The sequence below is a fragment of the Pseudohoeflea suaedae genome, assembly GCF_004354915.1.
Taxonomy (GTDB): domain Bacteria; phylum Pseudomonadota; class Alphaproteobacteria; order Rhizobiales; family Rhizobiaceae; genus Pseudohoeflea; species Pseudohoeflea suaedae.
In genome coordinates this window covers 214,138-240,089 of record NZ_SMSI01000004.1, presented here as the reverse complement: position 1 = coordinate 240,089, position 25,952 = coordinate 214,138, and the positions used below count along the sequence as shown (strand labels likewise).

Here is a 25,952-nt window from a genome sequence, read left to right as displayed (position 1 = left end):
ACGCTCAGAGCGCCTCCGATGCGGCGAGTTCCGCAATGATGTCGCGAATGCCGATGCCTTCGGCGCGTGCGGCGAATGTCAGCGCCATGCGGTGCTGGAGCACCGGTTCGGCGAGGGCGCGAACATCGTCGACGGACGGGGCGAGACGGCCGTCATAGAGCGCGCGGGCGCGGGCACAGAGCATCATCGCCTGGCCGGCGCGGGGGCCGGGGCCCCAGGCGACCGTCGCATCGGTGCGAACGTTGCCGTGGCCGGGGCGGGCCGATCGGGTGAGTTTCAGGATTGCCTCGACCACGCTGTCGGGCACCGGCATCCGGCGGATCAGCGCCTGGATCTCCATCAGCCGCTCGGCAGTGATCGCCTGGCGGGTTTCGGCCTCGCGGCCGCCGGTGGTTTCGAGCAGGATCCGGCGTTCCGCATCCATCTCCGGATAGGGGACGTCGACCTGCAGGAGAAAACGGTCGAGCTGGGCTTCGGGCAGCGGATAGGTGCCTTCCTGCTCGAGCGGGTTCTGGGTGGCAAGCACGTGAAACGGCGTCGGCAGGTTGTGCGGCTGGCCGGCGACGGTAACGTGATATTCCTGCATGGCCTGCAGCAGCGCCGACTGGGTGCGTGGGGAGGCGCGGTTGATCTCGTCCGCCATCAGAAGCTGGGTGAAGACCGGGCCGGGAACGAACCGGAAGGCGCGGCGGCCTTTTTCGTCCTGGTCCATCACTTCCGAACCGAGAATGTCGGACGGCATCAGGTCGGGCGTGAACTGGACGCGGGCGGCTGACAGGCCGAGCACCGTGCCGAGCGTCGTCACCAGCTTGGTCTTGGCGAGGCCGGGTACGCCGACCAGAAGCGCGTGGCCGCCGGACAGGACGGCTAGCAGGGTGCGCTCGACCACGCTTTCCTGACCGAAGATGACGTCGGAGACGGCGTCCTTGATCGCTGCTATGTCATCGAGCGCCTTTTCGGCCTCGGCCACCATCGCTTTCGCATCGGGCGTGTTGTCGGCGGGTTGCGGGGAGGTGTCCATCATGCCCATGGTATTCTCCGGCGTTTCAGGGGCGCTGCTCTCGTCTGAGAGCGATTCGCGATACCCTAACAGGAAGCTTAGTCCGACGGCCAAGGCTGACAAGTGGCTTCGACTTGACTATCTCGTTACCGGCGACAGGTCCCGATTGACAGACAGTAGAATGGCGAAAATGAGTTCATCGGCAAAAACAGCTAGTGCGGCGGGGCTCCAGAGCCTGATCGAGCGTGCCGCCGGCGACCGCAATGCCGGCAAGGACGGTCTCCCGCCGGTGGAGCGCTGGAACCCGGACTTCTGCGGCGATATCGACATGGAGATCAAGTCGGACGGCGCGTGGTTCTACATGGGCACCCCCATCGGACGTCCGGCGCTGGTGCGGCTGTTTTCGACCGTTCTGCGCAAGGACGAGGACGGAAAGACCTATCTCGTCACGCCTGTGGAAAAGCTCGGGATCAGGATCGAGGATGCCCCCTTCCTCGCCGTCGAGATGACCTGCGAAGACAAGGACGGGGAACCATCGATCAGCTTCCGCACCAATGTCGGCGATGTCGTCACCGCGTCAGCGGATAATCCCATCCGCTTCGTCGTCTCCGGAGAGCATCATGAGCTCAAGCCTTACGTGCTGGTGCGCGGACGGCTGGAGGCGCTGGTCGGGCGTGCCGTTACATACGAGCTTCTGGAACACGGGGAAGAGGCCGACATCGACGGCACCGCGATGTTCGTCATCCGCTCCGGCGGCGCGACGTTCCCGGTCATGGAGATGGCCGAACTGGAGCGCCAGAGCTGATGGTCGGCTCATTGCAGCGTTATGATGCGGCGGATTTCCGCACGCGTGCCGGCAGGCACCGTCCCGAAGACGAAGTTACCGGCCCGGGACCGACCTATCTTGCCCATGGCGATCATGCACTCAATGCCGACATGGTGCTCGGGATCGACCAGACGACGTTGCGCGATGCTGCGGTTCTGATCCCGGTGATCGAGGATGGCAACGACGCGCGGGTGATCCTGACCCAGCGGACGGCGACACTGCGGAAACATTCCGGCCAGATCGCCTTTCCGGGCGGAGCGGTGGATCCGGGCGACGGCAGTGTCGACTTCGCGGCCAAGCGCGAGGCGCAGGAGGAAATCGGGCTCGACCCGGATCTCGTGGACGTCGTCGGCCATCTGCCGGATTACCTGACGATGACCGGTTTCCGCATCACGCCGGTTCTCTCTGTTGTCAAACCGGGTTTCGATCTCGTACCCAACCCGGCGGAAGTCGACGCGATCTTCGAGGTGCCGCTCGACTTTCTCATGGATCCGGCCAATCACCGGCAGGAAAGCCGCGTGTGGGAAGGCCGGGAGAGGCATTATTTCGTCATGCCCTATGGCGAGCGATATATCTGGGGCGTGACCGCGGGCATAATCCGCGTTCTTTATGAAAGGCTCTATGCGTGAGCGGGACTGACAGAAGCGTCGCCGGTGAAGCCTGGTTTCAGGACAAGGCGCTGCGGCGGGTATTCGATCTGCTGAACGCCGACGGCGGCGAAGTGCGTGTTGTCGGCGGCGCGATACGCAATTCTCTCATGGGCGAGCCGGTCGGCGATGTCGACATGGCGACCACGCTCACGCCCGACGAGGTCATGGCGCGGGCCAGGACTGCCGGCATCAAGCCGGTGCCGACCGGCATCGACCATGGGACGGTGACGCTGGTCGTCGAGGGTCGCGGCTTCGAGATCACCACCTTGCGCAAGGACGTGGACACGGACGGCCGCCATGCGGAGGTGGCCTTCGGGACCGACTGGCAGGCCGATGCCGAACGGCGCGATTTCACCATCAACGCGCTCTACGCTGCCGCTGACGGTCGGGTGCTCGACCCGGTGGGCGGGATCGCCGACATTCAAAGCCGCACGATCCGCTTCATCGGCGAGGCGGAGAAGCGGATCGCCGAGGATCATCTACGTATCCTGCGCTTCTTCCGGTTTTTCGGCTGGTATGGCGGCGGCCGGCCGGACGCCGAGGGGCTCAAGGCGAGCGTGCGGGACAGGGAGAGCCTCGGCAAGCTCTCCGCCGAGCGCGTCTGGAAGGAAATGAAGGCGCTTCTGAAGGCCCCCGATCCGGGCCGCGCGCTGCTCTGGATGCGGCAGACCGGGGTGCTGACCTTCCTGCTTCCCGAAACCGAGAAATGGGGCATCGATGCCATTCCGGGGCTGATCCAGGTTGAGAACGATCACGGCTGGTCGCCTGATCCGCTGCTGCGGCTGATGACGATGCTGCCGCCCGACCGGGTCCGGCTGGAAAAGCTCGCCCAGCGGCTGAAGTTCAGCAAGGCCGAAAGCCAGCGAATCTGCGATTGGGCGATGGCCACGCCACCTCAACCCGCAACTGCCGGAACCGCGCTCGACCGGCTGATGTACCGCCACGGACGCGAGGCGATCATCGACCGGTTGAAGATCGCGATGGCGAGTGTGAAGGTCCGTGCGGCGGACGCGCAAGAGGCTGCGATGTCGGAGATGGCCAGGCTGTCCGCGCTGTTGAAACGGGCGGAAAAATGGACCCGCCCGATATTGCCGATTTCAGGCAAGGATCTGCTAGATGCGGGCATGACGCCGGGCGAGGAAGTGGGGCAGCGGCTCAGGCTCGCCGAGGACAAATGGGTGGAAAGCAATTTTGCGCTGGATCGCGACCGCCTGATGGAGATCGCGACCCGGACGGAGCAGAAGAAATAGGCCTCTTCCCGTTCGGCATTCCCGATCAGGCGGCCTTGCCCTTCTCGTCGGTGATGGCGGCCTTGATCCGTTCGACCATCGTCTCGCGTATCACCGTCTCGCCATGGGTCTGGCGCATGTGATCGACCGCGCGGGCGACGAGATCGGCCTCGTCGTCGGAACGCGTGTGCCATGGGCAACCAGGCACGACAGCGGCACATTCGAACTTTTTCATGGTTTCTACCTCCCTTGCTGATGACAGATGTCACGGGAAACCGGTCGTTCCGGTCACCCGGCCGACCCGCATCCGGAGGCATTCGGACTGCATCCGGCTCGGCCGGCTACAATTGCGAATCTAGTCCGTTTTTGCGCGATGTGAACCCGTTTCAGGGAAAAAGAACGGTGGGCGGAAGCGAGGAGAGGATCGATTCCACGTTGCCGCCGGTCTTCAGGCCGAAGATGGTGCCGCGGTCGTAGAGCAGGTTGAACTCCACATAGCGGCCGCGACGGATCATCTGTTCGCGGCGCTCGTGCTCGCTCCAGGATTTGTGCCAGTTGGCACGCACGATCTTGGGATAGGCGACATGGAAGGCCTTGCCGACATCCTGTGTGAAGGCGAAATCGGCGTCCCAGCCGCCGTCTGCCTGCGAGGAGTGCAGCCAGTCGTAGAAAATGCCGCCGATGCCGCGGGCCTCGTTGCGGTGCGGAAGATAGAAATATTCGTCGCACCATTCCTTCAGCCGCGGGTAGTCGGCCACATCGTGGCGATTGCAGGCAAGCTCCATGGCGCGGTGGAAAAGCCGGGTGTCCGGGTCTTCCTGGGTGCGTCGATCGTCCAGCATGGGCGTGAGGTCGGCGCCGCCGCCGAACCAGTTGCTCGTGGTCACCACCATGCGGGTGTTCATGTGAACGGTCGGCACGTGCGGATTGACCGGATGGCAGATCAGCGAAATGCCGCTCGCCCAATAGCGGGGATCTTCCTCGGCGCCGGGGATCTGCTTGCGGAACTCCTCGGAGAATTCGCCGAAGACCGTCGATGTGTGAACGCCGACCTTCTCGAAGAGCCGGCCCTTCATTACCGACATCACGCCGCCGCCGCTCTCGCCACCTTCACGTTCCCATGGCGAGCGGACGAAGCGACCCGGCTCTCCTTCGCATTGCTGGTTGGAAACCTCGTCCTCGAGGTCCTCGAAGCCCTTGCAGATCACGTCGCGCAGCTTCTCGAACCACTGGCGGGCGGTCTGCTTCTTGGCTTCGATATCGGCGGGGATGTCGCGGGGAAGTTCGGGTCGTTTCATGGGGCACCTTGTCGTTTCGGCGCTCCCATAGCACCGGCGCGACACGAGGCAAAGCCATGCGATGTCGCGGCAAGCGGAGAGAGGACTCGGAATCTCGTCTTGCCGGGCCTATATTCAATCAGGTCAGGTCGGAGAGAGACATGCGCAACAACAGACCAGCGCCGCCTCTTGATGGATTGCGCCGCCAGATGGGGCGGGCGCGAGCGCAGGACGCGCGTCCGCGCAACAGGACCGATTCCTTCATCCGCGAAACCTTCCGGCTTGATCGCGAAGAAGCCCGCAGCAAGGCGCGGGAATGGTTCGATTCATGGCCCAAACAGGCCTACTGGACGGCGGTGGAAAGCTGGCGGCAACTGCCCGATGACCGGATCGAATTCACGATGCGGCGACTTCCGACCGCCGACTGATTGTCGCTCCTGTCACCGCAGCGAATGACAGTTGCGGCGTGGGCGATCTCAATCATGTCGGCACGGATGTCTGGGACAAGGCGTTTACGCCGGGTCCGGCCCGGGGCCGAAGCGGCGGAGCAGCTCGCCTGCGACCATGCCGGCCGAGATGGCGAGGTTGATCGAGCGGGCTTGCGGCCGCATCGGAATGGTCACGCGTTCATCCGCTCGATCATGGACGTGGTCGGGCACGCCTGCGCTTTCGCGACCGAAAAGGACGATATCGTCCGCGCGATAGTCGATCTCGAAATAGGGCGTCCTGGCCTTCGTGGTCGCCAGGATCAGCCGTCGGCCCGCCGAAGTGCGCCAGGCCTCGAAGCTTTCCCAGGACACGTGGTCGGTCAGCGATGCGATGGCGAGGTAATCCATGCCGGCGCGTTTGAGCGCCCTGTCGGAAAGGTCGAAGCCCGCCGGGCCGATGACGTGGATATCGAAACCGAGACATGCGCCCAGGCGCAGGATGGTGCCGGTATTGCCGGGGATGTCGGGCTGGTAGAGGGCGATGGCTGGTCTGGTCATCCTGTCCTGCTACGCCAGCGGCCCCTGTTGCTCAAGATGGTTTGTTCGAGCTGCAAGTCGTGGCGATTGCGCCACAGCCTGGGGGCAAGGCGGCGCGCGACGACGATTGAGACTTCAATTCGGCATCGGAAACAGCTAAAGGACATCCATTGTTTATCCGAGCGGGGAGGCATTGATGAAATCGATCGAGAATATGCCATATCTCCCTGCAGCCGGCCGCCCACGGATCGCCATTCCGCGACTGCTGGCCTAGCGAGCGTCTGCTCGTTTCCCGTTTTGCAAACTGTCCGCGGCTGTGCAGCCTGCGTGACGTCCCGTTTTTCCCGCATCTGACGAGCGCGTTGCCGCAGCTCCGGATGCCGCCCGTACAGTTTCGGGCATTCAAGGATCCGACCCATGTTCAACTGGTTTGAAAAGCGCCTCGATCCCTATCCCGAAAGGGCGCTGGATACGCCTCCCAAGGGGCTCGTGGCTTTCTGCTGGCATTACTCCAAGGACGCCTGGCCCTGGCTTCTCGCCATGGGTGTCCTCACCGCGCTGATCTCGGTCGGCGAAGTGATGCTGTTCGGCTTTCTGGGCTCGATCGTCGACTGGCTGTCGGCGGCCGATCCGGAAGGGTTCCTGCAGCGCGAAGGCTGGCGACTTGCCGGCATGGCGGCGCTCGTGCTTTTCGGCCTGCCGCTGGCGGTTGCGCTCGATTCGCTGATCCTGCACCAGACCCTTCTCGGCAACTACGCCATGATCGCGCGCTGGCAGATGCACCGCCGTCTGCTGCGCCAGAGCCTGACATTCTTCTCGAACGAGTTCGCGGGCCGGGTCGCCACGAAGGTGATGCAGACCTCGCTCTCGATCCGCGAGACGGTGATCAAGCTGCTCGACGTCTTCGTCTATGTCAGCGTCTACTTCATCGCCATGGTGGTGCTGGTCGCCAGTGCCGACTGGGTGCTGGCACTCCCGCTCCTGCTCTGGCTGATGATCTATGTCGGGCTGCTCGTCTATTTCGTGCCGCGGCTGAAGCATCTGTCCGCCATCCAGGCCGACGCACGGTCGGACATGACCGGTCGGGTGGTCGACAGCTACACCAATATCTCCACGGTGAAGCTGTTCTCGCACAGCCGTCGCGAGGAGGATTATGCGCGCGGCGGAATGGACCGGTTCCTGCAATCGGTGCATCGGCAGATGCGCAAGATCACCTGGTTCCAGATCACCGTGCATCTCAACAACGCGCTTCTGCTGTTTCTCGTCTCCGCGCTCGCCATCGGCTTCTGGCTCAATGGCGCGGTGTCTGTCGGGTCGATCGCGATCGCCATCGGCCTTGCGCTTCGCCTCAACGGCATGTCGCAGTGGATCATGTGGGAAGTCTCGGGGCTCTTCGAGAATATCGGCATCGTGCAGGACGGCATGGAGATGATGACCCAGCCGGTCGACGTGACCGATGCGGCGTCGGCAAGGACGTTCGCCACCGGTCCGGGCGGGATCCGCTTCGAGAACGTGCGGTTCCACTACGGCAAGGCGCGTGGCGTGATCGAGGATCTGTCGCTCGACATCAAGCCCGGGGAGAAGGTCGGTCTGGTCGGACGCTCGGGCGCGGGCAAGACGACGCTGACCAACCTGCTTCTGCGCTTCTACAATCTCGAAGGCGGCCGTATTCTCGTCGACGGACAGGATATTTCTGAACTCACGCAGGAATCGCTGCGCGCGGCCATCGGCGTGGTCACGCAGGACACTTCGCTGCTCCACCGTTCGGTGCGCGACAATATCGCCTATGGCAGACCTGATGCCAGCGAAGACGCCATCATCGAAGCGGCACGCAAGGCCAACGCGCTCGAGTTCATCGGCGAGCTGGAGGATCCCGGCGGCCGCAAGGGGCTCGATACCCATGTCGGCGAGCGTGGCGTGAAGCTTTCCGGCGGTCAGCGCCAGCGTGTGGCGATTGCGCGCGTCTTCCTCAAGGATGCACCGATCCTCGTGCTCGACGAGGCGACCTCCGCGCTCGATTCGGAAGTCGAGGCGGCGATCCAGGAAAACCTGTTCCAGCTGATGGAAAACAAGACGGTGATCGCCATCGCCCACCGGCTGTCGACCATTGCCGAGATGGACCGGCTGATCGTTCTCGATCACGGCCGGATCGTGGAGATGGGGACGCATGACGAGCTCATCGCCGCGGGCGGTCTTTACGCCGATCTGTGGTCGCGTCAGTCGGGCGGGTTCATCGACGACAGCGAAAACAGTGACGACCAGAAATCGGCAGCGGCGGAGTGATCCGCGCTGCGGCCTGCTTGGAGGCGGGGATGACGAGGACTATATCAACCCCATGATCGTCAAATCCGTCGCCCGTCTGTTCGAAAGCTGGATCGATCCCTTCGGGCGCCGTGGGGACTTGCGTCCGCCCGAAACCACCCTGGCCTTCGTCTGGCACTATGTCCGGCAGGCCAGGTGGCCGTTTGCCGGCATGGCCTTTTTCGGCGGTGCGGTCGCGGTGCTGGAAGCTGCGCTGTTCTTCTTCGTGGGGCGGGTGGTCGACATCCTCGATACCGCCGACAAGGCGTCCGGCTGGTCAGGCATGTTTGCCGATCACGGATTCGAGCTGACCGTCATGGCGCTGGTGATCCTGTTCGGCCGGTTCTTCGTCGTGGCGCTCGGCGCGCTGATCGAGGAACAGGTGATCGTTCTCAACTTCTTCAATCTGGTGCGCTGGCAGTCCTATGCCCATGTGGCGCGCCAGTCGCTGTCGTTCTTCCAGAACGATTTCGCCGGCCGCATCGTCACCAAGGTCTGGTCGGCGGGGCAGGCCACCGGGGATCTGATGACCTCGCTTCTGCAGGTCGCCTGGTTCATGCTGATCTACACGGTCTCGACCATGGCGCTGGTCGGCCAGCTCGACTGGCGGCTGGCCCTGGTCGTCGGTGTCTGGGTGGTGATCTTTGCCATTCTGGCGCGCTATTTCGTGCCGCGCATTCGCCGTCACGCCCGCGAAACCGCGGAAGCGGGCTCCATGCTCAATGGGCGGCTGGTCGACAGTTTCGGCAATATCCAGACGCTGAAACTCTTCGGCCGCGAGGACGAGAACGACAGTTACATCAAGTCCGGTTTCGACCGTTTCCAGGCGACGCTGCGGCCCTTCGCGCGGCTCCTGACCGGGGTCCGCTCCTCGCTGGCGCTGCTGTCGGGCATCATGATCACCACGATTGCCTATCTCTCCGTCGACCTGTGGCTCGCGGGCGCGATAACTGCGGGTGGCGTTGCCTTCACGCTGGGGCTCGTGCTGCGGCTCAACATGCTGCTCGGGCGCATGATGACGCAGCTCAACGGGATCATGCGCAATATCGGCACGATCCAGAATTCCGCCGAGCTCATCTCCCAGCCGATAGGGCTGACCAACGCGCCGGATGCACGGCCGCTCGAGGTGGAAGAGGCGGGAATCGTCTTCGACCAGGTGAGCTTCGGTTACGACCGGGAACTGCCGGTTCTCGACAAGCTCTCGCTCAAGGTGAAGCCGGGTGAAAAGGTCGGCCTCGTCGGCCGGTCCGGGGCGGGCAAGTCGACGCTCGTCAATCTTCTCTTGCGCTTCTACGACGTCGATACGGGAAAGATCCTCATAGACGGGCAGGATATCGCCCATGTCACCCAGGGCTCGCTGCGACGTCATATCGGCATGGTCACTCAGGATACCGCGCTTCTGCATCGTTCGATCCGCGACAATATTGCCTTCGGGCGTCCCGATGCGGACGACGCGGATATCCTCACGGCCGCCCGGCGCGCCGAAGCCGCGACCTTCATCTCCGGACTCGTCGACCAGAAGGGCAGGCGGGGGCTCGATGCCCATGTCGGCGAACGCGGAGTGAAGCTCTCGGGCGGTCAGCGCCAGCGGATCGCCATTGCGCGCGTCATGTTGAAGGACGCGCCGATCCTCGTTCTCGACGAAGCGACGTCCGCACTCGATTCGGAGGTCGAGGCGGCGATCCAGGACAATCTCGAACATCTGATGCAGGGAAAAACGGTGATCGCCATTGCCCACCGCCTGTCCACGATTGCCCGCATGGACCGGCTCGTCGTCATCGACAGGGGCCGCATCATCGAGGCCGGCACGCATGCCGAACTCGTCGCAAAAGGAGGTCTTTACGCCGAATTGTGGGCCCGCCAGTCCGGTGGCTTCATCGGCGGAGACATGGCCGCCGAGTAGGGCTCACGCATAAGGGGATGCCGCAAGGGCGGGCCCGGGCGTTCCGCCCGGACCGAAATCGGATATACCTTCATGCATGCTTTTCAGTTCTAACAGCTTCCTGCTCGTCTTTCTGCCGCTGTTTCTGGCTGTCTATTTTATCGGCCGATCGATACAGGTCCGAAATGTCGTCCTGCTCGTCTTCAGTCTGCTCTTCTATGCGTGGGGTGAGCCGACCTTCATCCTGGTTCTTGCCCTGACGATCGTCGTCAACTGGCTTCTGACGCCGGCGATTGCCCGCCAGAACCGGCTTGCGCTCACCGCTGCGGTGACCTGGAACCTCGGCGTTCTGGTTCTGGCGAAATATACGGACTTTCTCATCAGCAGCTTCAACGGGCTTGCGGGGACCTCGATAGCCGAGACGGGGGTGGCATTGCCGCTCGGTGTGTCGTTCTTCTGCTTCCAGGCCGTATCGTTCGCCGTTGATGTCTTTCGCGGCGACGCGCGGGCGGAAACCAGCCTCATGCGGGTGGCGCTCTATATCACCATGTTCCCGCAGCTCGTTGCGGGGCCTATCGTGCGCTATGCCACGGTGGCAAACCAGCTCACACGCCGCTTCCATACGCTGGCGCGAGGCTCGACAGGATTTCGCATCTTCATGATCGGCCTGGCGCAAAAAGTCGTGCTGGCCAACGAGATCGGGCGGGCCGCCGATGTCGCCTTCGCGCTCGGTCCACGCCTCGATGCCGCGGAGGCGTGGCTGGGACTGGGCAGCTATACGCTGCAGATCTACTACGATTTCGCCGGCTATTCGAACATGGCGATCGGCCTCGGCCTTATCTGCGGCTTCACCTTTCCGCGCAATTTCCGGCAGCCCTATACGTCGCGATCGATCACCGAGTTCTGGCGCCGATGGCACATGTCGCTGTCGCGCTGGTTCAGGGACTATCTCTACATCCCGCTGGGCGGAAACCGGCGCGGGGATGCCCGCACCGTCTTCAACCTGATGACCGTGTTCCTGCTCTGCGGGTTCTGGCACGGGGCGGCATGGAATTTCATCGTCTGGGGCGGATATTTCGGCCTGTTTCTTCTCTTCGAGCGCTTTCTCGCCAAGCGCGCGCTGGCGGGTATGCCGGTGTTCGTCGCGCAGGCATATACGCTGCTTGTCGTCATGGCAGGATGGGTGTTCTTCCGATCCAGCGATCTCGGGCAGGCCGGTGAGTATTTTGCCGCCCTTGCGGGCGCTCCGGGCGACGGAGGTTTCGACGAGGAGATGACACGAGCCGTCATGCCGTTCTGGTATCTGGCGGCAGCGGCGGGGAGCTGGTTCGCCCTGGTGCCTGCAACGGCCGGGCGTCGTATGGTCGCGTCGATTTCGACCAGGCTTGCAAGGGCGGTTCCCGGCGGCTGGGCAGGCGAAGCGAATGTGCGTCACTTTTTCGAGGGTACGACTGCCTTGTTCTTCTTCGCTCTCGCCGTCGTCCTGTTGCAGGCGAGCGACTACAATCCTTCCTCTATTTCCGGTTCTAGATCGATGATCCTGCGTATCCAGCGATGGCTTTTCATACTCATCGGCGCAATATTGATCCTCGGCCCCGCTTTGCCCGTCTTCCTGTCGCCGCATGCCTTGCCGAGCCTCCTTTCAGATCCGCCGCACAGCTTCCCTGCCTTCACCGAGTCGGTCGATAAGTTGGCTGCCACTCATGTCGGTGGTGAAGGGTTTCTCCTCGAGGCGGCAAAACATGTTCGCTTTCTGTCGGATACGAAATCAGATTTGCCGGCTGTCGAGGGCAAGAACGGCTGGCTCTTTTTCAATTCGAAGAAGCTGAGGAACAGAGCAGCGGGAATTCTCGTCGGCGACGCCAAGGTTAAGGACTGGGAACGCCGAGCCGAGGCGCTTTACGCCGAGCAACAGGCGAGGGGTGGGCGACTGATCGTCGTGCCGGCTCCCGACAAGGCGACGATCTATCCGGAAATGGCGCCCTACAGCATCCGTGCGGACGCGTCCGAATCGCTCGATGTCTTCCTCCGCGCGATGGCGGATCGCGGTATCCCGGCTCTCGATCTTCGCCCCGTCCTTCTGGACCAGCGTGAGCGGGGAGCACTCTACGGCCCGGTGGATACGCACTGGAACCAGCGTGCCGCGTTGCTCGCCTACAATGCGATTGTGGATCGTCTTGGGGAGGGGGACGCCCTCATTCCGCCAACAAACCATTTCAAGGGCTACAGGCGCGCACTGATCGAGGGCGATCTGACACGGATGCTGCAGCGGGGCGCTCAGGAAGCCGACGTTCCGGAATTCACCGGCGGACTTTTCGGAACCGAGCGATTCGTGCGCACCGAGGCGATCGCCGGGCTGCCTTTGCCGCAGGGAGCCTATGGGTTGATCAATCCGGGAAGTGCCGGATCCGGCGGGGATAGCGTCTCTGTTCTCATCATCGGAGATTCTTTTTCCAACAGTTTTCTGACGCCCCTGTTTGCCCGCAATTTCGATCGCGTGATCTGGCTTCATCACTCCAACGAGCGATTGGACGCAGCCCTTATGAACGAACTTGCGCCCGATATCGTGGTGCTTGAATTTGTCGAGCGTCTTCTCGAGTGAGCAGACCTCCGGGATAATTTGCGACAAAGCGCCTCTATCGTTTTACCGGTCTGGACTTCTTGTCGCTTCCCGCTTAGAAACCGCGCAATTGACAGGATTTTGCCACAATGCGAAAGCGCGTGTGTATGCACGTTCGGGATGGCAGAATGCTGAACCGGTATACAGCCTGGAGAGGATGACACGCCGTGAGCGATAACACAGCAAACACCGGGGACATGGGTGGCCACGAAGAGCCGACCCGCCGCGATTTTCTCTACCTTGCCACTGGCATGACTGCCGTCGTCGGCGCAGGTGCCGTTGCATGGCCCTTCATCGACCAGATGCGCCCGGATGCCTCGACGCTGGCGCAGGCCTCGATCGAGGTGAATGTCTCCGCTCTCGAGCAGGGCCAGTCGCTGACGGTCAAGTGGCGCGGAAAGCCGGTCTTCATCCGTAACCGGACCGAAAAGGAAATCGAGGAAGCCCAGGCTGTTTCGCTCGACGACCTGAAGGATCCGGTCGCACGCAACCAGAACCTGCCCGGCGATGCACAGGCGACCGACGTCGACCGTTCCGCCGGCGCCGACAAGGAAAACTGGATCGTCATGATCGGTACCTGCACCCATCTGGGTTGCGTGCCGCTCGGCCAGGCCGGCGATTTCGGCGGCTGGTTCTGCCCGTGCCACGGTTCGCACTACGACACCGCAGGCCGCATCCGTAAGGGTCCGGCTCCGGAAAACCTTCACATTCCTCCGTACGCGTTCTCGTCGGACGACGTCATCACGATCGGCTAAGGGGACAAGACGATTATGAGCTCCGATCATTCGACCTACAAACCCTCGTCCGGTCTTGAAAAATGGCTGGATTCGCGTCTGCCGATCCTCCGGATGGGCCATGACAGCTTCATTTCCTATCCGGTTCCGCGGAACCTGAACTATGCCTATACCTTCGGCGCCATGCTGTCGGTGATGCTGATCGTTCAGATCCTGACCGGCGTCGTGCTCGCCATGCATTATGTCGCCGGTACCGGCGAAGCCTTCGTGTCCGTCGAGAAGATCATGCGCGACGTGAACCACGGCTGGCTTCTGCGCTACATGCACGCCAACGGGGCATCCTTCTTCTTCATCGCGGTCTATCTCCACATCGCCCGCGGCCTCTATTACGGTTCCTACAAGGCGCCGCGCGAGATCCTCTGGATCCTCGGCGTGGTGATCTACCTCCTCATGATGGCCGCTGGCTTCATGGGCTACGTTCTGCCTTGGGGGCAGATGTCCTTCTGGGGCGCGACCGTCATCACCGGCTTCTTCTCGGCCTTCCCGGTCGTGGGTGAGTGGATCCAGCAGTTCCTGCTCGGCGGCTTCGCCGTCGATCAGCCGACGCTGAACCGCTTCTTCTCGCTGCACTACCTGCTGCCGTTCATGATCGCGGGCGTCGTCGTCCTGCATATCTGGGCGCTGCACGTGACCGGCCAGACCAACCCGACCGGCGTCGAGGTGAAGTCGAAAACCGATACGCTTCCCTTCACGCCCTATGCGACGATGAAGGATGCGCTCGGCGTATCGGTCTTCCTGATCGCCTTCGCGTGGTTCGTCTTCTACATGCCGAACTACCTCGGCCACCCCGACAACTACATTCCGGCCAATGCGCTGAAGACCCCGGCCCACATCGTTCCCGAATGGTACTACCTGCCGTTCTACGCGATGCTGCGCGCCATCACCTTCAATGTCGGCCCGATCGACTCCAAGCTCGGCGGCGTTCTGGTGATGTTCGGCTCGATCATCATCCTGTTCTTCCTGCCTTGGCTCGATACCTCGAAGGTCCGCTCGGCCGTGTACCGCCCCTGGTACAAGCTGTTCTTCTGGGTCTTCATTGCCAATGCCGTCATGCTCGGCTGGCTCGGCGCCAAGCCGGCGGAAGGTGCCTATGTGGTGATGTCGCAGCTCGGCACTCTCTACTACTTCGGCTTCTTTGTGGTGATCATGCCGCTGCTCGGATTGTTCGAGACACCGAAACGGATACCGAATTCGATTACGGAAGCTGTTCTTGAAAAGAACGGCAAGGCCTGATCGAGCGGCGAAAGGACGACTAAGATGAAAAAGCTTCTTGCAAGCCTTCTGCTGGCCGGCGTCGCCGCGGGTTTTGCTTCGACTGCAGCCCTTTCCCAGGAACATGGGGAAGGCCTGGCCGAAAAGGTCGAACATGCCGCCAAGGTCGGACACTATCCGATCCTCAAGCCCAAGCATGTTGACTGGTCTTTTGCCGGCCCGTTCGGCAAGTACGACAAGGGTCAGCTGCAGCGCGGCCTGAAGGTCTACACCGAAGTCTGCGCCGCCTGCCACTCGATGAACCTGGTGGCGTTCCGCACGCTCGAGCATCTCGGCTACTCGGAAGAGCAGGTGAAGACCTTTGCCGCCAATTACGAGGTCGAAGACGGGCCGAACGACGACGGCGAGATGTTTACCCGCACGGCGGTTCCCTCGGACCACTTCCCGGCACCGTTCCCGAACGAGCAGGCCGCGGCCTATGCCAACAACGGCGCGGCTCCGCCCGACATGTCGCTCTTGGCCAAGGCTCGCGGCGTGGAGCGCGGCTTCCCGACGTTCCTGTTCGACATCTTCACGCAATACCAGGAAGGTGGCCCGGACTACATCTACTCGCTGCTGACGGGTTATCAGGAGCCGCCGGAAGGTATCGCCGTTCCGGAAGGCACCCACTTCAACCCGTATTTCACGAGCGCTGCTTCGCTGGCCATGGCCCAGCCGATCTCCGACGGTCAGGTGACCTATGACGACGGTTCGCCGGAAACCCTCGACCAGTACTCGAAGGACATCTCGGCTTTCCTGATGTACGCCGCCGAACCGCACCTCGAGGAACGCAAGAGCACCGGCTTCATGGTCATGATCTTCCTGCTGGTCTTCACCGCGCTCCTGTATCTGACGAAGAAGTCGATCTTCTCGCGCATCGAGCATTAATTCGCGTGATGCACGGAATTGAAAACACCGCCTCCGGGCGGTGTTTTTTTGTGTCGGGCTCTTGCAACATGTCCGCGCCTTGCGGAAACGTTGATATACAAACATGACAGGGAGGCGCCGGTGAGCGAACTCGTCGAAACGCTTAAATCCGCCATCCGCACCATCGAGGATTATCCGAAGCCGGGAATCCTGTTCCGCGACATCACCACGCTTCTCGGCCAGCCGCGCGCCTTCCGCCGGGCGGTCGACGAGCTTGTCCATCCCTATGCCGGCGACGGCATCCACAAGATCGCCGGCATGGAGGCGCGGGGCTTCATCCTGGGCGGCGCCGTAGCGCATCAGCTCTCGGCCGGATTCGTGCCGATCCGCAAGAAGGGAAAATTGCCGCACGAAGTCGTCAGCATTGCCTACAGCCTCGAATATGGTGTCGACGAGATGGAGATGCACAAGGACGCCATCCAGCCCGGCGAACGGGTTCTTCTCGTCGACGACCTGATCGCCACGGGCGGCACGGCCGAGGGCGCGGTCAAGCTCCTGAAGCAGATGGGAGCCGAGGTGGTGGCGGCCTGTTTCGTGATCGATCTGCCGGATCTCGGCGGCCGCAGGAAGATCGAGGCTCTCGACGTGCCGGTCCGCACGCTGATTTCCTACGAGGGACATTGAACTTAGGCGAGCAGCAGGTCGGGAGGCCCCGAAGGGCCACCGCGCCGCTCTCTAGCCCTCTTGAGCGTGCTCTGACGGATAGGCGCTGAGCACGGCGCTGTCGAATGTCATGACGGGGGCGCCGTCTTCGTCGAGCGCCTCGGCGCTGCCGAGGAGCATCGACCAGTCCTTGCGGCCCCTGTAGGGCTTTATGGCGGTCAGGGTGTTGAAATAGCTGATCGTCTGCCCGGCAAAGACCGGCCGGATCCAGCGCAGATTGCGGAAGCCCGGGGACGGTCCGAATTCGTAGACCGGCCAGCCGTTCCTCGCCCGCTCTTCAAACCGCTTCAGCGTGGTCGCCACGTTGAGTTTCATCCATATGGCGGTCGTATGCCAGCCACTGGCGCAGAGGCCGCCGAACAAGCTGTCGCGGGCTGCTTCCGGATCGGTATGAAACGGCTGCGGATCGAATTTTCGCGCGAATTCGACGATCGCTTCCTCGGTGAAATGATAGCTGCCGAGCGAGATGCGGTTGCCAATGGTGAAATCGGGATCGCCGGTCATGCCGCGGCCTCCGGGTTTCTGACGCGGATCATGACAGGGTGTTCGCTTTCATAGAGGGTTTCGCCACGCTGGTTTTCCAATGTGGTGCGGAAGCGGACGATGCCGATTTGAGGGCGTGATGCGGAACGGCGCATTTCCAGCACCTCCGATTTGCCCGTCAGCGTGTCACCGGCAAGCACCGGCCGCTTCCACGTAACGAACTCGATCCCCGGCGCGCCTTCCCCCGCCGCGCGGCTCACATAGGCGTCGTAGATCATCCGCATCATCATCGAGCAGGTGTGCCAGCCCGACGCGGCGAGCCCGCCGAGAATGGAGGCTTCGCCGGCCTTCTCGTCTATATGCATGGGTTGCGGATCGTATTCGTTCGCGAATTCGATGATCTCGTCACGGGTGACGTGTTTGGGACCGAGCGCGAAGGTGGTCCCCGGCTGGAGATCCTCGAAGTGGATCAGGTCTGTCATGAAGGAAATGTCCGGTCGGTTGGGAGGGGCGCAGATTCACCACCGGGATGATCTCTGTCAAATTCCGAATTTAATATATTTGATATGAAGCTGGTGCCGGAAACATCCGGACCAACCAGGGAGCTTGCCATGTTCAAGACAAATGTCGGCGGTTTCGACCGCGCCTTTCGCATCATCATCGGCCTGGCTTTGATCGCCTGCTTCTTCATCTTTCCGGACTCGGGCTGGCGCTACGCCTTCCTGATAGGGCTTGTGCCGCTGGCGACGGGCCTGATGTCCACCTGCCCGCTCTATTCGCTTTTCGGCCTGTCGACCTGCCCGGCCCGCAAGGCGTGATATCAACCGTCAGTGCAGGGTGGTGTCGGAGAAGAGGTTGATCACGGCCACGCCGGCGATGATCAGCGCGATGCCCGCCGTGGCGGCAGTGTCGAGCCTTTGCCCGTACCAGATCCAGGCGACGACGGCGATCAGCACGATGCCTGCACCGGACCAGACGGCATAGACGATGCCCGAGGGCATGAAGCGAAGGGCGTATGCCAGGAGCCAGATGGCGATGGCATACCCTATGATGGCAATGGCGCTGGGCCAGAGTTTCGTGAAGCCGACCGAACGCGCCAGTGCGGTTGTCGCAATCACTTCGGCAATGATTGCGACAATGAGGGCTCCATACACGTAAAGCATGTTCATCGGGCCGCCCTCGTAATTTCTGACTGATCAGGTGTTGAAGCGGAAAAGGAGAACGTCGCCGTCCTGGACGACATATTCCTTGCCTTCATCCCGTGCCTTGCCGGCTTCCTTGGCGGCCACTTCACCGCCGAGGGTGACGTAGTCGTTATAGGCGATCGTCTGGGCGCGGATGAAGCCGCGCTCGAAGTCGGTGTGAATGACGCCGGCCGCCTGCGGCGCCTTGGTGCCGCGGGCGATCGTCCAGGCACGCGTTTCCTTCGGACCCGCGGTGAAGTAGGTGATCAGGTCGAGCAGCTTGTAGCCGGCCTGGATCAGGCGATCGAGACCGGTTTCTTCCAGGCCCAGGGCTTCCAGGAACTCGACCTGTTCGTCATCTGAGAGCTGCGAGACTTCAGCCTCGATGGCGGCCGAGATGATGACCGTCTCGGCGTTCTGTTCTGCGGCCATGGCGTCGACGGCTTTGGTGAACTCGTTGCCGGTTGCGGCATCGCCTTCCTCGACGTTGCAGACGTAGAGAACAGGCTTGGAGGTGAGCAGGTTCAGGCCGCGCAGGATGCGCAGGTCTTCCGCCGCAATGCCCTTGAGCATGACGCGGACCGGCTTGCCGTCGCGCAGGAGGGCGAGCGCCTCGTCCATCACCGGCAGAAGCGTCGCGGCTTCCTTGTCCTTGCCGGTCGCACGCTTGCGCATCTGTTCGGTGCGGCGCTCGAGGCTTTCGAGGTCGGCGAGCATGAGTTCCGTTTCGACGGTTTCGGCATCGGCTACCGGATTGATGCGGCCGTCGACATGGGTGATGTCCTCATCCTCGAAGCAGCGAAGCACGTGGACGATCGCATCGACCTCGCGGATGTTGGCGAGAAACTGGTTGCCGAGGCCTTCACCCTTGGAAGCACCGCGCACGAGGCCGGCAATGTCCACGAAGGAAATGCGGGTCGGGATGATCTCCTTGGAGCCGGCCACCTTGGCGATTTCGCGCATGCGGGTATCCGGCACGGCAACTTCACCGGTGTTCGGCTCGATGGTGCAGAACGGATAATTGGCGGCCTGGGCCGCTGCCGTCTTGGTCAGCGCGTTGAAAAGCGTGGACTTGCCGACATTGGGAAGTCCGACGATTCCGCATTTGAAACCCATGGTTTTTCTGCTTTCGGATGTCGATTTCGTTTGCGGCAGGCTATGGGCGAAACGACGCTTCCGGTCAAGGGCGGAGGCCGGTCAGCCCGCGCATTCCCGGGGTGTCAACGGGTGGGAAAGGATTGGCCGGTAGCATCAGGATATGGAAACGGAACTCGCAACCTGGCATTTCGTCGCGGCCGCAGCGGGCTCCGCCTTGCTCGGTATCCTCTTCCATGTCTGTCGCGCGGTCTTCAACGTCTTCCCGGACAAGCTGTCCGACACGCCTGCAGTGAACATCTTCGTATCGAACGGTTACAGCTGGGCGGATCATGTCTTCGGCACGGAGTATGATGACGCCGGATATTACCGCCTCGACAGTCTGAAGAACCTGCGCCTCGCGGTCGGCTATTCCCTGTTCTGCGGCATGGCGGTGATGCTGTTCCTGCCCGACGTTGCGCTGGGAATCGCGGCACTGCTGGATCTCGGGCTTCAGTCCTTCGTCGATCTCGTGATCTACCGGATGCAGAATTTCCGCCTCGCGACGATGGCTTGAACGGCCGCGCCGGCGGTGCGAAGCTGGTTGACGTCCCAGACATCGAACACGCCGGAGAATTGCGCCATGAGCGACAAGGACACTGGTCTTGCTCCGCGGCTCAAAAGCAAGCCGAAGGTCGAGAAGCCCAAGCTCTACAAGGTCATCCTGCTCAACGACGATTACACGCCGCGCGAATTCGTGGTGATGGTGCTGAAGGCCGTCTTCCGGCTGTCGGCCGATGTCAGCCAGCGAGTGATGATGACCGCGCACCGGATGGGCTCCTGCGTGATCGTGGTCTGTACGCGCGATGTCGCGGAAACCAAGGCCAAGGAAGCCAACGATCTGGCGAAACAGGCCGGGTTCCCGCTGATGCTCGCGACCGAGCCTGAAGAATAGGGGCAGCGTGTTCGGCGCTAGTCCTTGCCGCCGAACAGCTTCTTGAGCATGTCCGCCATGGGGCCGCTTTCAGGCATCTTGCCCTGCGGCTTGGCCGGCCGGGCCTGGCGGATGTGCGACTGGCCCGCGGGCTTGGCAGGTTTCGCCGGCTTGGCGGGGCTCTCGGCCTTGGGCGCCTTGCCGCCGGTCGCCAGCGCCACCTTGTTCATGAATTGCGAATCCTCGCCGCGGACAATCATTTCGGCATTGTCGGCAATGGCATCGAGCAGCGGATCGAGCCATTCGGCGTCGACCTTGGCGAAATCGCCGAGCACGTGATTGTGGACGCGCGACTTGTCGCCCGGATGACCGATGCCGATGCGCATCCGCCGGTAGTCCTTGCCGCAATGGGCGTCGATCGATCGCAGGCCGTTATGGCCGCCATGGCCGCCGCCCAGCTTGAGGCGCAACCTGGCTGGCGCCAGGTCGAGTTCGTCATGCATGACGACGATATCGGCGGGGGTGAGCTTGTAGAAGCGCATCGCTTCGCCAACGGCTTCGCCCGAGAGATTCATGAAAGTGGCGGGCTTCATCAGAAGCACCTTTTCGCCGGCGAGAGTGCCATCGGCGATCTCGGCCTTGAACTTCCTGCTCCAGGGCGAAAAGGAATGGCGGCGGGCAATCGCGTCCGCCGCCATGAAACCGACATTGTGCCGGTTGTTCTCATATTTCGCGCCGGGATTTCCAAGGCCGACGATAAGCAGCATGGAATTCTCCCCGGCGCGCCGGGACGACGATTACTCTTCGCCGCCCTCTGCTTCTTCTTCCGCAGCCTCTTCGGCAGCGTCCGACGCTTCTTCAGCTGCAGCTTCGTCGCTCTTCAGGCCGGCAGGGGCGGCGACGGTTGCGATGGTGAAGTCGCGGTCGTTGATGACCGGCGTGGTGCCCTTCGGCAGGTCGATCGCGGAGATGTGCACACCGTCACCGATTTCCAGACCGGTAAGGTCTGCGGTGAGGGCTTCCGGAATCGAGCCGGCCGAGCAGTAGAGTTCGACTTCGTGACGGACGACGTTGAGAACGCCGCCGCGCTTGATGCCCGGGGAAGCTTCCTCGTTGACGAAGTGAACCGGGATCGCGACCTGGACCTTGGTCTTGGCCGACACGCGAAGGAAGTCGACATGCATGACGAAGTCACGCACCGGGTCGAGCTGGTAATCCTTCGGCAGCACCTGGTACTTCGTGCCGTCGACGTCGATCGTTGCGGTGGTGGTCATGAAACCGCCGCCGTGGATCTTGAGGGACACTTCCTTCCGCGAGAGCGCGATGGAAACGGGGTCTTTCTTGTCGCCGTAGATGACGGCGGGGATCATGCCATTGCGGCGCAGTTCGCGGGCGGACCCCTTACCAACCCGATCGCGCGCCTCGGCCTTCAGCTCATAGCTATCGTGGCTCATGAACTATTCCTTTCGAGGTTCGAATTTTGGAGCTGTCTTCCGGCTTCCGATGACGGGAGCCCGGAAAACATCAAGCGCCGTCCGGTCTGGTACGGCGCTTCATCCGCGTTGCCTCCAAGGGTGTCTGCGCGGACGTGGGGTCTATAGCGGACGGGTCCCTGCAATGCAAGGCTTTGCGGAGGACGAGACGCGGCTCGTTCCTGCCGGGCGCGACCTCCTTGCGGCAACCGCTTCGCAGGTGGGCAGACTATAGGCGTCGAATGGCAGATCCGCGAGTTCCGTCTGGCTCATCCCGGCGAGATCGGGATGGGCGAGAGGGTCGGCGAAATTCTGGGCAATCGGGGTGTGGGATGCGCGGACAAAAAAGCGTGCCGCGAAAGTTTGAAGTGCCGCGAGAGATGGCAGTTTCGTGATCATAGGTTTTTCCTTTGTTATAGTTATGGTGGAGAGATATGATCCAAGATGCCTTTCTGCTATCGATAGTTTCTGGCTTTGATTTTAGGAAATCTATATGCGCTTCTTGAATCGTGTTCATCTCAACGGCCTTCGCGCCGTGGAAGCGACCGGCAGGTTGGGCGGGTTGAAGGCCGCTGCAGACGAGCTTGGCGTCACCGTCGGCGCCGTGAGTCAGCAGATTCAGAAAATCGAACAGCAATTCGGGCGCCCACTGTTTTCCCGCGGTTCACGCGGACTGGTGCCGACCCCGCTGGGCGATGCGATGATCGTGCATCTGACGGCCGGTTTCAGCGAACTGGCGCGGGGGGTGGAGCGGGGCTTCGAGCGCCAGCACAAGGCGCTGGTGGTATCCGTCGCCCCGGTCTTCGCCTCCAAATGGCTGGTATGGCGGCTCAAGGCCTTCGGGGATGCGCATCCCGACCTGCATGTGCGGATGGATGCGACGACCACCATCGTCGATCCGAACATGTCCGACGTCGATCTCTGTATCCGCGTCTTTTTCGGAACCCCTCCGGGGCGGAATGTCTCGCCCTTGCTGAAGCAGCGGATTTTCCCCGTCTGCAGTCCTGCGATCGCGGAGAAAATTCGCAAGCCAGCCGATTTGAAGGGCGTTCCGGTGATCCGCGATTCGCTGTCGCGGTTCGGCTGGGAACTCTGGCTCGACAAGCTTGGCTTGCAGGAAGGCGATCTTGCCGACGGTCCGTCCTTTTCGGATGCCGCGCTTTGCCTCGACGCCGCAATTGCCGGGCAGGGGATCTTTCTGGCCTGGGAGACGCTCGCCAGCGACGCGATGGCGCGGGGACAGGTGGTGGCGCCGTTCGAGGGGCGGCTCGAGACGGGCGCAAGCTACTGGCTCGTTTCCAAGGAGCATTCGCCCAAGGCGGCGGACGTCGCGAAATTCGCCGACTGGCTGCGGGCGGAACTGGGCCGGTATTTCGAGATGATGTGAGCTTTTGTCATCAAGCTGTCATGGCGCATGTGACACCGACAGGCGCGGCATCGGAGAACGGATGAGCGGACAGGACATTTCAACGAAGGAGCTTTTCTCCGTTTTCGGCCGGATCGGGCTGTTGTCGTTTGGCGGACCCGCCGGGCAGATCGCGCTGATGCACCGCGAACTCGTCGAGGAGCGCCGATGGCTCGACGAGGACAGGTTTCTCCATGCGCTCAATTTCTGCATGCTGCTGCCCGGGCCCGAAGCCATGCAGCTCGCGACCTATGCCGGATGGCTGAAGCGCGGCGTCACCGGCGGGGTGATCGCCGGCCTCCTGTTCGTGCTGCCGGGTTTTGCCGTGATACTGGCGCTATCGGCGGCCTTCCTTCTCTACGGTGATCTGCCGGCGGCGGAAGGCGTGCTTCTCGGATTGAAGGCGGCCGTGCTTGCCATCGTGGTCCAGGCGCTCGTTCGCGTTGCGGGCCGGGCTCTCAAGACGCCGCTCGCCTGGGTGCTGGCGCCGACTGCGTTCATCGGCATCGCGCTCCTCCATCTGCCTTTTCCGGCGATCGTGCTCGGCGCGGGGATCGTCGGGCTCGCCGCCTCCCTGCTCCGGCGAGAAAAGTCTCCCGACAAGCCGGTGATGGTCGAGAAGAAGCGGGACCGGAGCGTGCGTGCGGCGGTGATCTGGGGGGGCATCTGGCTTCTGCCGCTCGTTGCGATGCTGGTGATCTTTCCCGGGCCGTTTGCCGACATGGCGCTGTTCTTCTCCAAGGCTGCGGTCTTAACCTTCGGCGGAGCCTATGCGGTGCTTGCCTATGCCGGTCAGCAAGCCGTGGAGGTTCACGGCTGGCTCATGCCGGGCGAGATGCTCGCGGGCCTCGGGCTTGCCGAGACCACGCCGGGGCCACTGATCCTGGTGCTTGTCTTCGTCGGCTTCCTCGGCGGCGCGCGTACGCTCGATCATCTGCCGATCGCCGGCGGTCTGGCGGGCGGACTGGTCGCCCTTTTCTTCACCTTCGCGCCCTGTTTTCTCTGGATTTTCGCCGGCGCGCCCCATGTCGAACGCTTGCGCGGTGTGCGCTGGCTGGCCGATGCGCTTGCCGCCATCACCGCAGCGGTCGTCGGCGTGATCGCCAACCTTGCGGTCTGGTTCGCGCTGCATGTGCTGTTTGCGGAAATCGGCGAAATGCGCGCAGGACCGTTTCACCTGCCGGTCGTTGCGGCCTCGTCGCTGAACTGGCCGGCACTCGCGATCGCGACCGGCGCGGGCGTTGTGCTGATCGGCTTCAGGATCGGATTGCTGAAAGTCCTGGCCGCGGCAATTGCCGCGGGCCTTGTCTTCACGCTATCGGCCTGATGACCGGCTTCAGTCGAAGAGGCTGGAGACCGACTGCTCGGCGGCTGTGCGGTTGATCGCTTCCCCGATCAGCGTGTCGGTCGACAGAACGCGGATATTGTGGGCGCTCTCGACGGCCGGCGTCGGCTGGATCGAATCGGTGATGACGAGCTCGCGCAGCTTCGAAGCCGATACGCGGGCAACCGCGCCGCCCGACAACACGCCATGGGTGATGTAGGCGGTGACGCTGGTCGCACCCTTGTTGAGCAAAGTTTCCGCCGCGTTGCAAAGGGTGCCGCCGGAATCGACGATATCGTCGATAAGGAGGCAATCCTTGCCGGTCACGTCGCCGATGACGTTCATGACTTCGGATTCGCCCGGGCGGTCGCGCCGCTTGTCGACGATGGCAAGCATGGCGTCCAGGCGCTTGGCCAGCGCTCGGGCACGGACCACGCCGCCGACGTCGGGCGATACCACCATCAGCGAACCCTGGGCGTAGCGCTCCTTGATGTCCCTGGCGAGAAGCGGCACGGCAAAAAGGTTGTCGGTCGGAATGTCGAAGAAGCCCTGGATCTGGCCGGCATGGAGGTCGAGCGTGAGAACACGGTCGGCGCCGGCTTCGGTGATCAGGTTGGCGACGAGCTTTGCCGAGATCGGCGCGCGGGGGCCCGGCTTGCGATCCTGACGGGCGTAGCCGAAATAGGGCAGGACGGCGGTGATGCGACGGGCCGAGGACCGGCGCAGGGCGTCGATCATGATCAGCATTTCCATCAGGTGGTCGTTGGCCGGGAACGAGGTGGACTGGACGACGAATACGTCCTCGCCGCGCACGTTCTCCTGAATCTCGACGAAGACCTCCTGGTCCGCAAATCTCCGGACGCTGGCCTTGCCGAGCGGAATGTTGAGATAGTTACAAATCGCTTCGGCGAGGAGCCGGTTGGAGTTGCCCGCGAAAATCTTCATGTTCGACTGCCTGTGATTTTCTGCCCGCGCCAGTTCCGAGCTGTTGCGCGAATGCCGCCCGGCTTTCGCGAGGGTTTTTATCCTTGTGCGCCGCGATTGCAAGCGCGGGAGCCCTCGGGCGGTGAATTTTCCCGAAATTAATCGATCAAATATTCCGTTGCCTCAACTCGATACACGGTCGAGCCAGCTTTGATACGCGTCAAAGACGTCGGTTGCGATTTTTTCCATCATCGCGGGTGGAACGATCGACCAGGCATCGGACGCGGCTCCCTCGACGCTTTCCTGCCCCTGAATACGGTGCAGGCGCGCGCCTGCCGGGTCGAGCACATCCCAGACATAGACCAGGGTGGTTTTGGATCCGTCGTTGAAAGCCGAAAGATAGCCCTTGAAGACGTGCTTGCCGGCCTGTTCTCCCGATGCCTGGATCGGAATGCCGCGTGCCTGGGCTTCCTTGGCAAACTGGCGGGAGAGAGGCGTGATGGCTTCGATCGGCGCGCCGATGATGGGAGTGAAGCGAACGGAAACGTCGCCGGCGCCGACTGCGCGGGCTGCGGACTGCGCCTGCTCCACATCGGCTGCCGTCGGTGTTATCGCCTGTTCGGTCTGATTGCAGCCCGCAACGAGCAGGGCGAGCATGGCCGACGCGAGCGTGCTCGAAGTCCGGTTTCGCATTTTTCTCTTTCACCTGACCGAAATTAAGACGGGTTCAAAGCGGGTCTGTCAATTCCGCGGTTGAATGGCCCCGT

At 62.5% G+C, this 25,952-nt stretch carries 28 protein-coding genes; 16 read left to right on the top strand and 12 right to left on the bottom strand.

Translation table 11 applies throughout. The features are described 5' to 3' along the window. Positions 1-4 precede the first annotated feature (4 nt). Positions 5-1,030, bottom strand: coding sequence for an AAA family ATPase (locus tag E2A64_RS17140; protein WP_133285738.1), 1,026 nt, complete (start codon positions 1,028-1,030; stop codon positions 5-7). A gap of 151 nt (positions 1,031-1,181) precedes the next feature. Here E2A64_RS17140 and E2A64_RS17135 point away from each other — a divergent pair, with 151 nt between their 5' ends. The 3 genes from E2A64_RS17135 to E2A64_RS17125 are packed head-to-tail and all read left to right on the top strand — an operon-like array spanning position 1,182 to position 3,726. Further along, complete coding sequence (locus tag E2A64_RS17135; RefSeq protein WP_133285737.1) at positions 1,182-1,805, top strand: DUF1285 domain-containing protein; 624 nt, start codon at positions 1,182-1,184, stop codon at positions 1,803-1,805. Then, the gene (locus E2A64_RS17130; protein WP_133285736.1) at positions 1,805-2,455 is read left to right on the top strand and encodes a CoA pyrophosphatase; all 651 of its coding nucleotides are present in this window, start codon (positions 1,805-1,807) and stop codon (positions 2,453-2,455) included. The genes E2A64_RS17135 and E2A64_RS17130 overlap by 1 nt, the downstream gene beginning before the upstream one ends. Next, the gene (locus tag E2A64_RS17125; RefSeq protein WP_133285735.1) at positions 2,452-3,726 is read left to right on the top strand and encodes a CCA tRNA nucleotidyltransferase; all 1,275 of its coding nucleotides are present in this window, start codon (positions 2,452-2,454) and stop codon (positions 3,724-3,726) included. The genes E2A64_RS17130 and E2A64_RS17125 overlap by 4 nt, the downstream gene beginning before the upstream one ends. Before the next feature lie 25 nt (positions 3,727-3,751). Here the strand turns inward: E2A64_RS17125 and E2A64_RS17120 are convergent, their stop codons facing one another. Both E2A64_RS17120 and hemF read right to left on the bottom strand, forming a co-directional pair. After that, positions 3,752-3,940 (bottom strand): DUF1059 domain-containing protein, encoded by a 189-nt coding sequence (locus tag E2A64_RS17120; protein ID WP_133285734.1) that lies wholly within the window; start codon positions 3,938-3,940, stop codon positions 3,752-3,754. A 151-nt stretch (positions 3,941-4,091) separates the two neighbouring features. After that, the gene (gene hemF, locus E2A64_RS17115) at positions 4,092-5,003 is read right to left on the bottom strand and encodes an oxygen-dependent coproporphyrinogen oxidase (RefSeq protein ID WP_133285733.1); all 912 of its coding nucleotides are present in this window, start codon (positions 5,001-5,003) and stop codon (positions 4,092-4,094) included. A 188-nt stretch (positions 5,004-5,191) separates the two neighbouring features. On the opposite strand from hemF, the gene E2A64_RS17110 reads away from it, so the two are divergent. Beyond that, positions 5,192-5,410 carry a hypothetical protein gene (locus tag E2A64_RS17110; protein ID WP_428977506.1) on the top strand — a complete coding sequence of 73 codons (219 nt, stop codon included), beginning with the start codon at positions 5,192-5,194 and terminating at the stop codon, positions 5,408-5,410. 84 nt (positions 5,411-5,494) lie between these two features. Here E2A64_RS17110 and E2A64_RS17105 read toward each other — a convergent pair whose 3' ends face one another. Continuing rightward, on the bottom strand, positions 5,495-5,968 hold the full coding sequence (locus E2A64_RS17105; RefSeq protein WP_133285731.1) for a tRNA (cytidine(34)-2'-O)-methyltransferase: 474 nt from the start codon (positions 5,966-5,968) through the stop codon (positions 5,495-5,497). A 396-nt stretch (positions 5,969-6,364) separates the two neighbouring features. Between E2A64_RS17105 and E2A64_RS17100 the strand changes: the two genes are divergently transcribed. The 7 genes from E2A64_RS17100 to E2A64_RS17070 all read left to right on the top strand — a co-directional run bounded on the left by E2A64_RS17100 (position 6,365) and on the right by E2A64_RS17070 (position 16,346). Continuing rightward, entirely contained in the window at positions 6,365-8,230 is a 1,866-nt protein-coding gene (locus tag E2A64_RS17100; RefSeq protein WP_133285730.1) for an ABC transporter ATP-binding protein, read from the top strand. 52 nt (positions 8,231-8,282) lie between these two features. Beyond that, the gene (locus E2A64_RS17095; RefSeq protein ID WP_133285729.1) at positions 8,283-10,151 is read left to right on the top strand and encodes an ABC transporter ATP-binding protein; all 1,869 of its coding nucleotides are present in this window, start codon (positions 8,283-8,285) and stop codon (positions 10,149-10,151) included. 76 nt (positions 10,152-10,227) lie between these two features. Continuing rightward, on the top strand, positions 10,228-12,732 hold the full coding sequence (locus tag E2A64_RS17090) for an MBOAT family O-acyltransferase (protein ID WP_133285728.1): 2,505 nt from the start codon (positions 10,228-10,230) through the stop codon (positions 12,730-12,732). 215 nt (positions 12,733-12,947) lie between these two features. Next, positions 12,948-13,505 carry a ubiquinol-cytochrome c reductase iron-sulfur subunit gene (petA, locus tag E2A64_RS17085; protein WP_206662471.1) on the top strand — a complete coding sequence of 186 codons (558 nt, stop codon included), beginning with the start codon at positions 12,948-12,950 and terminating at the stop codon, positions 13,503-13,505. 15 nt (positions 13,506-13,520) lie between these two features. Next, the gene (locus E2A64_RS17080; RefSeq protein ID WP_133285726.1) at positions 13,521-14,777 is read left to right on the top strand and encodes a cytochrome b; all 1,257 of its coding nucleotides are present in this window, start codon (positions 13,521-13,523) and stop codon (positions 14,775-14,777) included. Between the two features lie 24 nt (positions 14,778-14,801). Beyond that, positions 14,802-15,683 (top strand): cytochrome c1, encoded by an 882-nt coding sequence (locus E2A64_RS17075; protein ID WP_133285725.1) that lies wholly within the window; start codon positions 14,802-14,804, stop codon positions 15,681-15,683. Positions 15,684-15,803: 120 nt separating this feature from the next. Next, positions 15,804-16,346, top strand: a complete 543-nt coding sequence (locus tag E2A64_RS17070; RefSeq protein ID WP_133285724.1) for an adenine phosphoribosyltransferase — start codon at positions 15,804-15,806, stop codon at positions 16,344-16,346. 51 nt (positions 16,347-16,397) lie between these two features. Here E2A64_RS17070 and E2A64_RS17065 read toward each other — a convergent pair whose 3' ends face one another. Further along, positions 16,398-16,889, bottom strand: a complete 492-nt coding sequence (locus E2A64_RS17065) for a MaoC family dehydratase (protein WP_133285723.1) — start codon at positions 16,887-16,889, stop codon at positions 16,398-16,400. Beyond that, complete coding sequence (locus tag E2A64_RS17060) at positions 16,886-17,350, bottom strand: MaoC family dehydratase (RefSeq protein ID WP_133285722.1); 465 nt, start codon at positions 17,348-17,350, stop codon at positions 16,886-16,888. The genes E2A64_RS17065 and E2A64_RS17060 overlap by 4 nt, the downstream gene beginning before the upstream one ends. A gap of 129 nt (positions 17,351-17,479) precedes the next feature. On the opposite strand from E2A64_RS17060, the gene E2A64_RS17055 reads away from it, so the two are divergent. Continuing rightward, on the top strand, positions 17,480-17,686 hold the full coding sequence (locus E2A64_RS17055) for a YgaP family membrane protein (RefSeq protein ID WP_133285721.1): 207 nt from the start codon (positions 17,480-17,482) through the stop codon (positions 17,684-17,686). Positions 17,687-17,695: 9 nt separating this feature from the next. On the opposite strand, the gene E2A64_RS17050 is transcribed toward E2A64_RS17055, so the two are convergent. After that, positions 17,696-18,031 carry an SMR family transporter gene (locus E2A64_RS17050; RefSeq protein WP_428977505.1) on the bottom strand — a complete coding sequence of 112 codons (336 nt, stop codon included), beginning with the start codon at positions 18,029-18,031 and terminating at the stop codon, positions 17,696-17,698. A gap of 33 nt (positions 18,032-18,064) precedes the next feature. After that, complete coding sequence (gene ychF, locus E2A64_RS17045; RefSeq protein ID WP_133285719.1) at positions 18,065-19,168, bottom strand: redox-regulated ATPase YchF; 1,104 nt, start codon at positions 19,166-19,168, stop codon at positions 18,065-18,067. A 142-nt stretch (positions 19,169-19,310) separates the two neighbouring features. On the opposite strand from ychF, the gene E2A64_RS17040 reads away from it, so the two are divergent. Beyond that, on the top strand, positions 19,311-19,703 hold the full coding sequence (locus E2A64_RS17040) for a hypothetical protein (protein WP_133285718.1): 393 nt from the start codon (positions 19,311-19,313) through the stop codon (positions 19,701-19,703). 66 nt (positions 19,704-19,769) lie between these two features. After that, on the top strand, positions 19,770-20,081 hold the full coding sequence (gene clpS / locus E2A64_RS17035) for an ATP-dependent Clp protease adapter ClpS (protein WP_133285717.1): 312 nt from the start codon (positions 19,770-19,772) through the stop codon (positions 20,079-20,081). A gap of 17 nt (positions 20,082-20,098) precedes the next feature. On the opposite strand, the gene pth is transcribed toward clpS, so the two are convergent. Beyond that, complete coding sequence (gene pth, locus E2A64_RS17030; RefSeq protein WP_133285716.1) at positions 20,099-20,827, bottom strand: aminoacyl-tRNA hydrolase; 729 nt, start codon at positions 20,825-20,827, stop codon at positions 20,099-20,101. A 30-nt stretch (positions 20,828-20,857) separates the two neighbouring features. Next, positions 20,858-21,514 carry a 50S ribosomal protein L25/general stress protein Ctc gene (locus E2A64_RS17025; RefSeq protein ID WP_133285715.1) on the bottom strand — a complete coding sequence of 219 codons (657 nt, stop codon included), beginning with the start codon at positions 21,512-21,514 and terminating at the stop codon, positions 20,858-20,860. Positions 21,515-22,025: 511 nt separating this feature from the next. Between E2A64_RS17025 and E2A64_RS17020 the strand changes: the two genes are divergently transcribed. Both E2A64_RS17020 and chrA read left to right on the top strand, forming a co-directional pair. After that, entirely contained in the window at positions 22,026-22,919 is an 894-nt protein-coding gene (locus tag E2A64_RS17020; RefSeq protein WP_133285714.1) for a LysR substrate-binding domain-containing protein, read from the top strand. A gap of 61 nt (positions 22,920-22,980) precedes the next feature. Further along, positions 22,981-24,264: a chromate efflux transporter gene (gene chrA / locus E2A64_RS17015; protein ID WP_133285713.1), complete on the top strand. Its 1,284-nt coding sequence runs from the start codon at positions 22,981-22,983 to the stop codon at positions 24,262-24,264. 9 nt (positions 24,265-24,273) lie between these two features. Here the strand turns inward: chrA and E2A64_RS17010 are convergent, their stop codons facing one another. Together E2A64_RS17010 and E2A64_RS17005 are read right to left on the bottom strand one after the other, a co-directional pair. Next, complete coding sequence (locus E2A64_RS17010) at positions 24,274-25,206, bottom strand: ribose-phosphate pyrophosphokinase (RefSeq protein WP_133285712.1); 933 nt, start codon at positions 25,204-25,206, stop codon at positions 24,274-24,276. Between the two features lie 162 nt (positions 25,207-25,368). Beyond that, positions 25,369-25,878: a hypothetical protein gene (locus E2A64_RS17005; RefSeq protein WP_133285711.1), complete on the bottom strand. Its 510-nt coding sequence runs from the start codon at positions 25,876-25,878 to the stop codon at positions 25,369-25,371. Positions 25,879-25,952 lie beyond the last annotated feature (74 nt).

What these genes read in the sequence shown, in the direction of transcription:
- clpS (WP_133285717.1), top strand. Translation starts at nt 19,770, where the DNA reads ATGAGCGACAAGGACACTGGTCTTGCTCCGCGGCTCAAAAGCAAGCCG.
- E2A64_RS17050 (WP_428977505.1), bottom strand. Translation starts at nt 18,031, where the DNA reads ATGCTTTACGTGTATGGAGCCCTCATTGTCGCAATCATTGCCGAAGTG.
- E2A64_RS17135 (WP_133285737.1), top strand. Translation starts at nt 1,182, where the DNA reads ATGGCGAAAATGAGTTCATCGGCAAAAACAGCTAGTGCGGCGGGGCTC.
- E2A64_RS17120 (WP_133285734.1), bottom strand. Translation starts at nt 3,940, where the DNA reads ATGAAAAAGTTCGAATGTGCCGCTGTCGTGCCTGGTTGCCCATGGCAC.
- E2A64_RS17040 (WP_133285718.1), top strand. Translation starts at nt 19,311, where the DNA reads ATGGAAACGGAACTCGCAACCTGGCATTTCGTCGCGGCCGCAGCGGGC.
- E2A64_RS17105 (WP_133285731.1), bottom strand. Translation starts at nt 5,968, where the DNA reads ATGACCAGACCAGCCATCGCCCTCTACCAGCCCGACATCCCCGGCAAT.
- E2A64_RS17055 (WP_133285721.1), top strand. Translation starts at nt 17,480, where the DNA reads ATGTTCAAGACAAATGTCGGCGGTTTCGACCGCGCCTTTCGCATCATC.
- pth (WP_133285716.1), bottom strand. Translation starts at nt 20,827, where the DNA reads ATGCTGCTTATCGTCGGCCTTGGAAATCCCGGCGCGAAATATGAGAAC.
- ychF (WP_133285719.1), bottom strand. Translation starts at nt 19,168, where the DNA reads ATGGGTTTCAAATGCGGAATCGTCGGACTTCCCAATGTCGGCAAGTCC.
- E2A64_RS17110 (WP_428977506.1), top strand. Translation starts at nt 5,192, where the DNA reads ATGGGGCGGGCGCGAGCGCAGGACGCGCGTCCGCGCAACAGGACCGAT.
- E2A64_RS17065 (WP_133285723.1), bottom strand. Translation starts at nt 16,889, where the DNA reads ATGACCGGCGATCCCGATTTCACCATTGGCAACCGCATCTCGCTCGGC.
- E2A64_RS17075 (WP_133285725.1), top strand. Translation starts at nt 14,802, where the DNA reads ATGAAAAAGCTTCTTGCAAGCCTTCTGCTGGCCGGCGTCGCCGCGGGT.
- chrA (WP_133285713.1), top strand. Translation starts at nt 22,981, where the DNA reads ATGAGCGGACAGGACATTTCAACGAAGGAGCTTTTCTCCGTTTTCGGC.
- E2A64_RS17025 (WP_133285715.1), bottom strand. Translation starts at nt 21,514, where the DNA reads ATGAGCCACGATAGCTATGAGCTGAAGGCCGAGGCGCGCGATCGGGTT.
- E2A64_RS17130 (WP_133285736.1), top strand. Translation starts at nt 1,805, where the DNA reads ATGGTCGGCTCATTGCAGCGTTATGATGCGGCGGATTTCCGCACGCGT.
- E2A64_RS17060 (WP_133285722.1), bottom strand. Translation starts at nt 17,350, where the DNA reads ATGACAGACCTGATCCACTTCGAGGATCTCCAGCCGGGGACCACCTTC.
- E2A64_RS17010 (WP_133285712.1), bottom strand. Translation starts at nt 25,206, where the DNA reads ATGAAGATTTTCGCGGGCAACTCCAACCGGCTCCTCGCCGAAGCGATT.
- E2A64_RS17100 (WP_133285730.1), top strand. Translation starts at nt 6,365, where the DNA reads ATGTTCAACTGGTTTGAAAAGCGCCTCGATCCCTATCCCGAAAGGGCG.
- E2A64_RS17020 (WP_133285714.1), top strand. Translation starts at nt 22,026, where the DNA reads ATGCGCTTCTTGAATCGTGTTCATCTCAACGGCCTTCGCGCCGTGGAA.
- E2A64_RS17090 (WP_133285728.1), top strand. Translation starts at nt 10,228, where the DNA reads ATGCTTTTCAGTTCTAACAGCTTCCTGCTCGTCTTTCTGCCGCTGTTT.
- petA (WP_206662471.1), top strand. Translation starts at nt 12,948, where the DNA reads ATGGGTGGCCACGAAGAGCCGACCCGCCGCGATTTTCTCTACCTTGCC.
- E2A64_RS17005 (WP_133285711.1), bottom strand. Translation starts at nt 25,878, where the DNA reads ATGCGAAACCGGACTTCGAGCACGCTCGCGTCGGCCATGCTCGCCCTG.
- E2A64_RS17140 (WP_133285738.1), bottom strand. Translation starts at nt 1,030, where the DNA reads ATGGGCATGATGGACACCTCCCCGCAACCCGCCGACAACACGCCCGAT.
- E2A64_RS17095 (WP_133285729.1), top strand. Translation starts at nt 8,283, where the DNA reads ATGATCGTCAAATCCGTCGCCCGTCTGTTCGAAAGCTGGATCGATCCC.
- hemF (WP_133285733.1), bottom strand. Translation starts at nt 5,003, where the DNA reads ATGAAACGACCCGAACTTCCCCGCGACATCCCCGCCGATATCGAAGCC.
- E2A64_RS17080 (WP_133285726.1), top strand. Translation starts at nt 13,521, where the DNA reads ATGAGCTCCGATCATTCGACCTACAAACCCTCGTCCGGTCTTGAAAAA.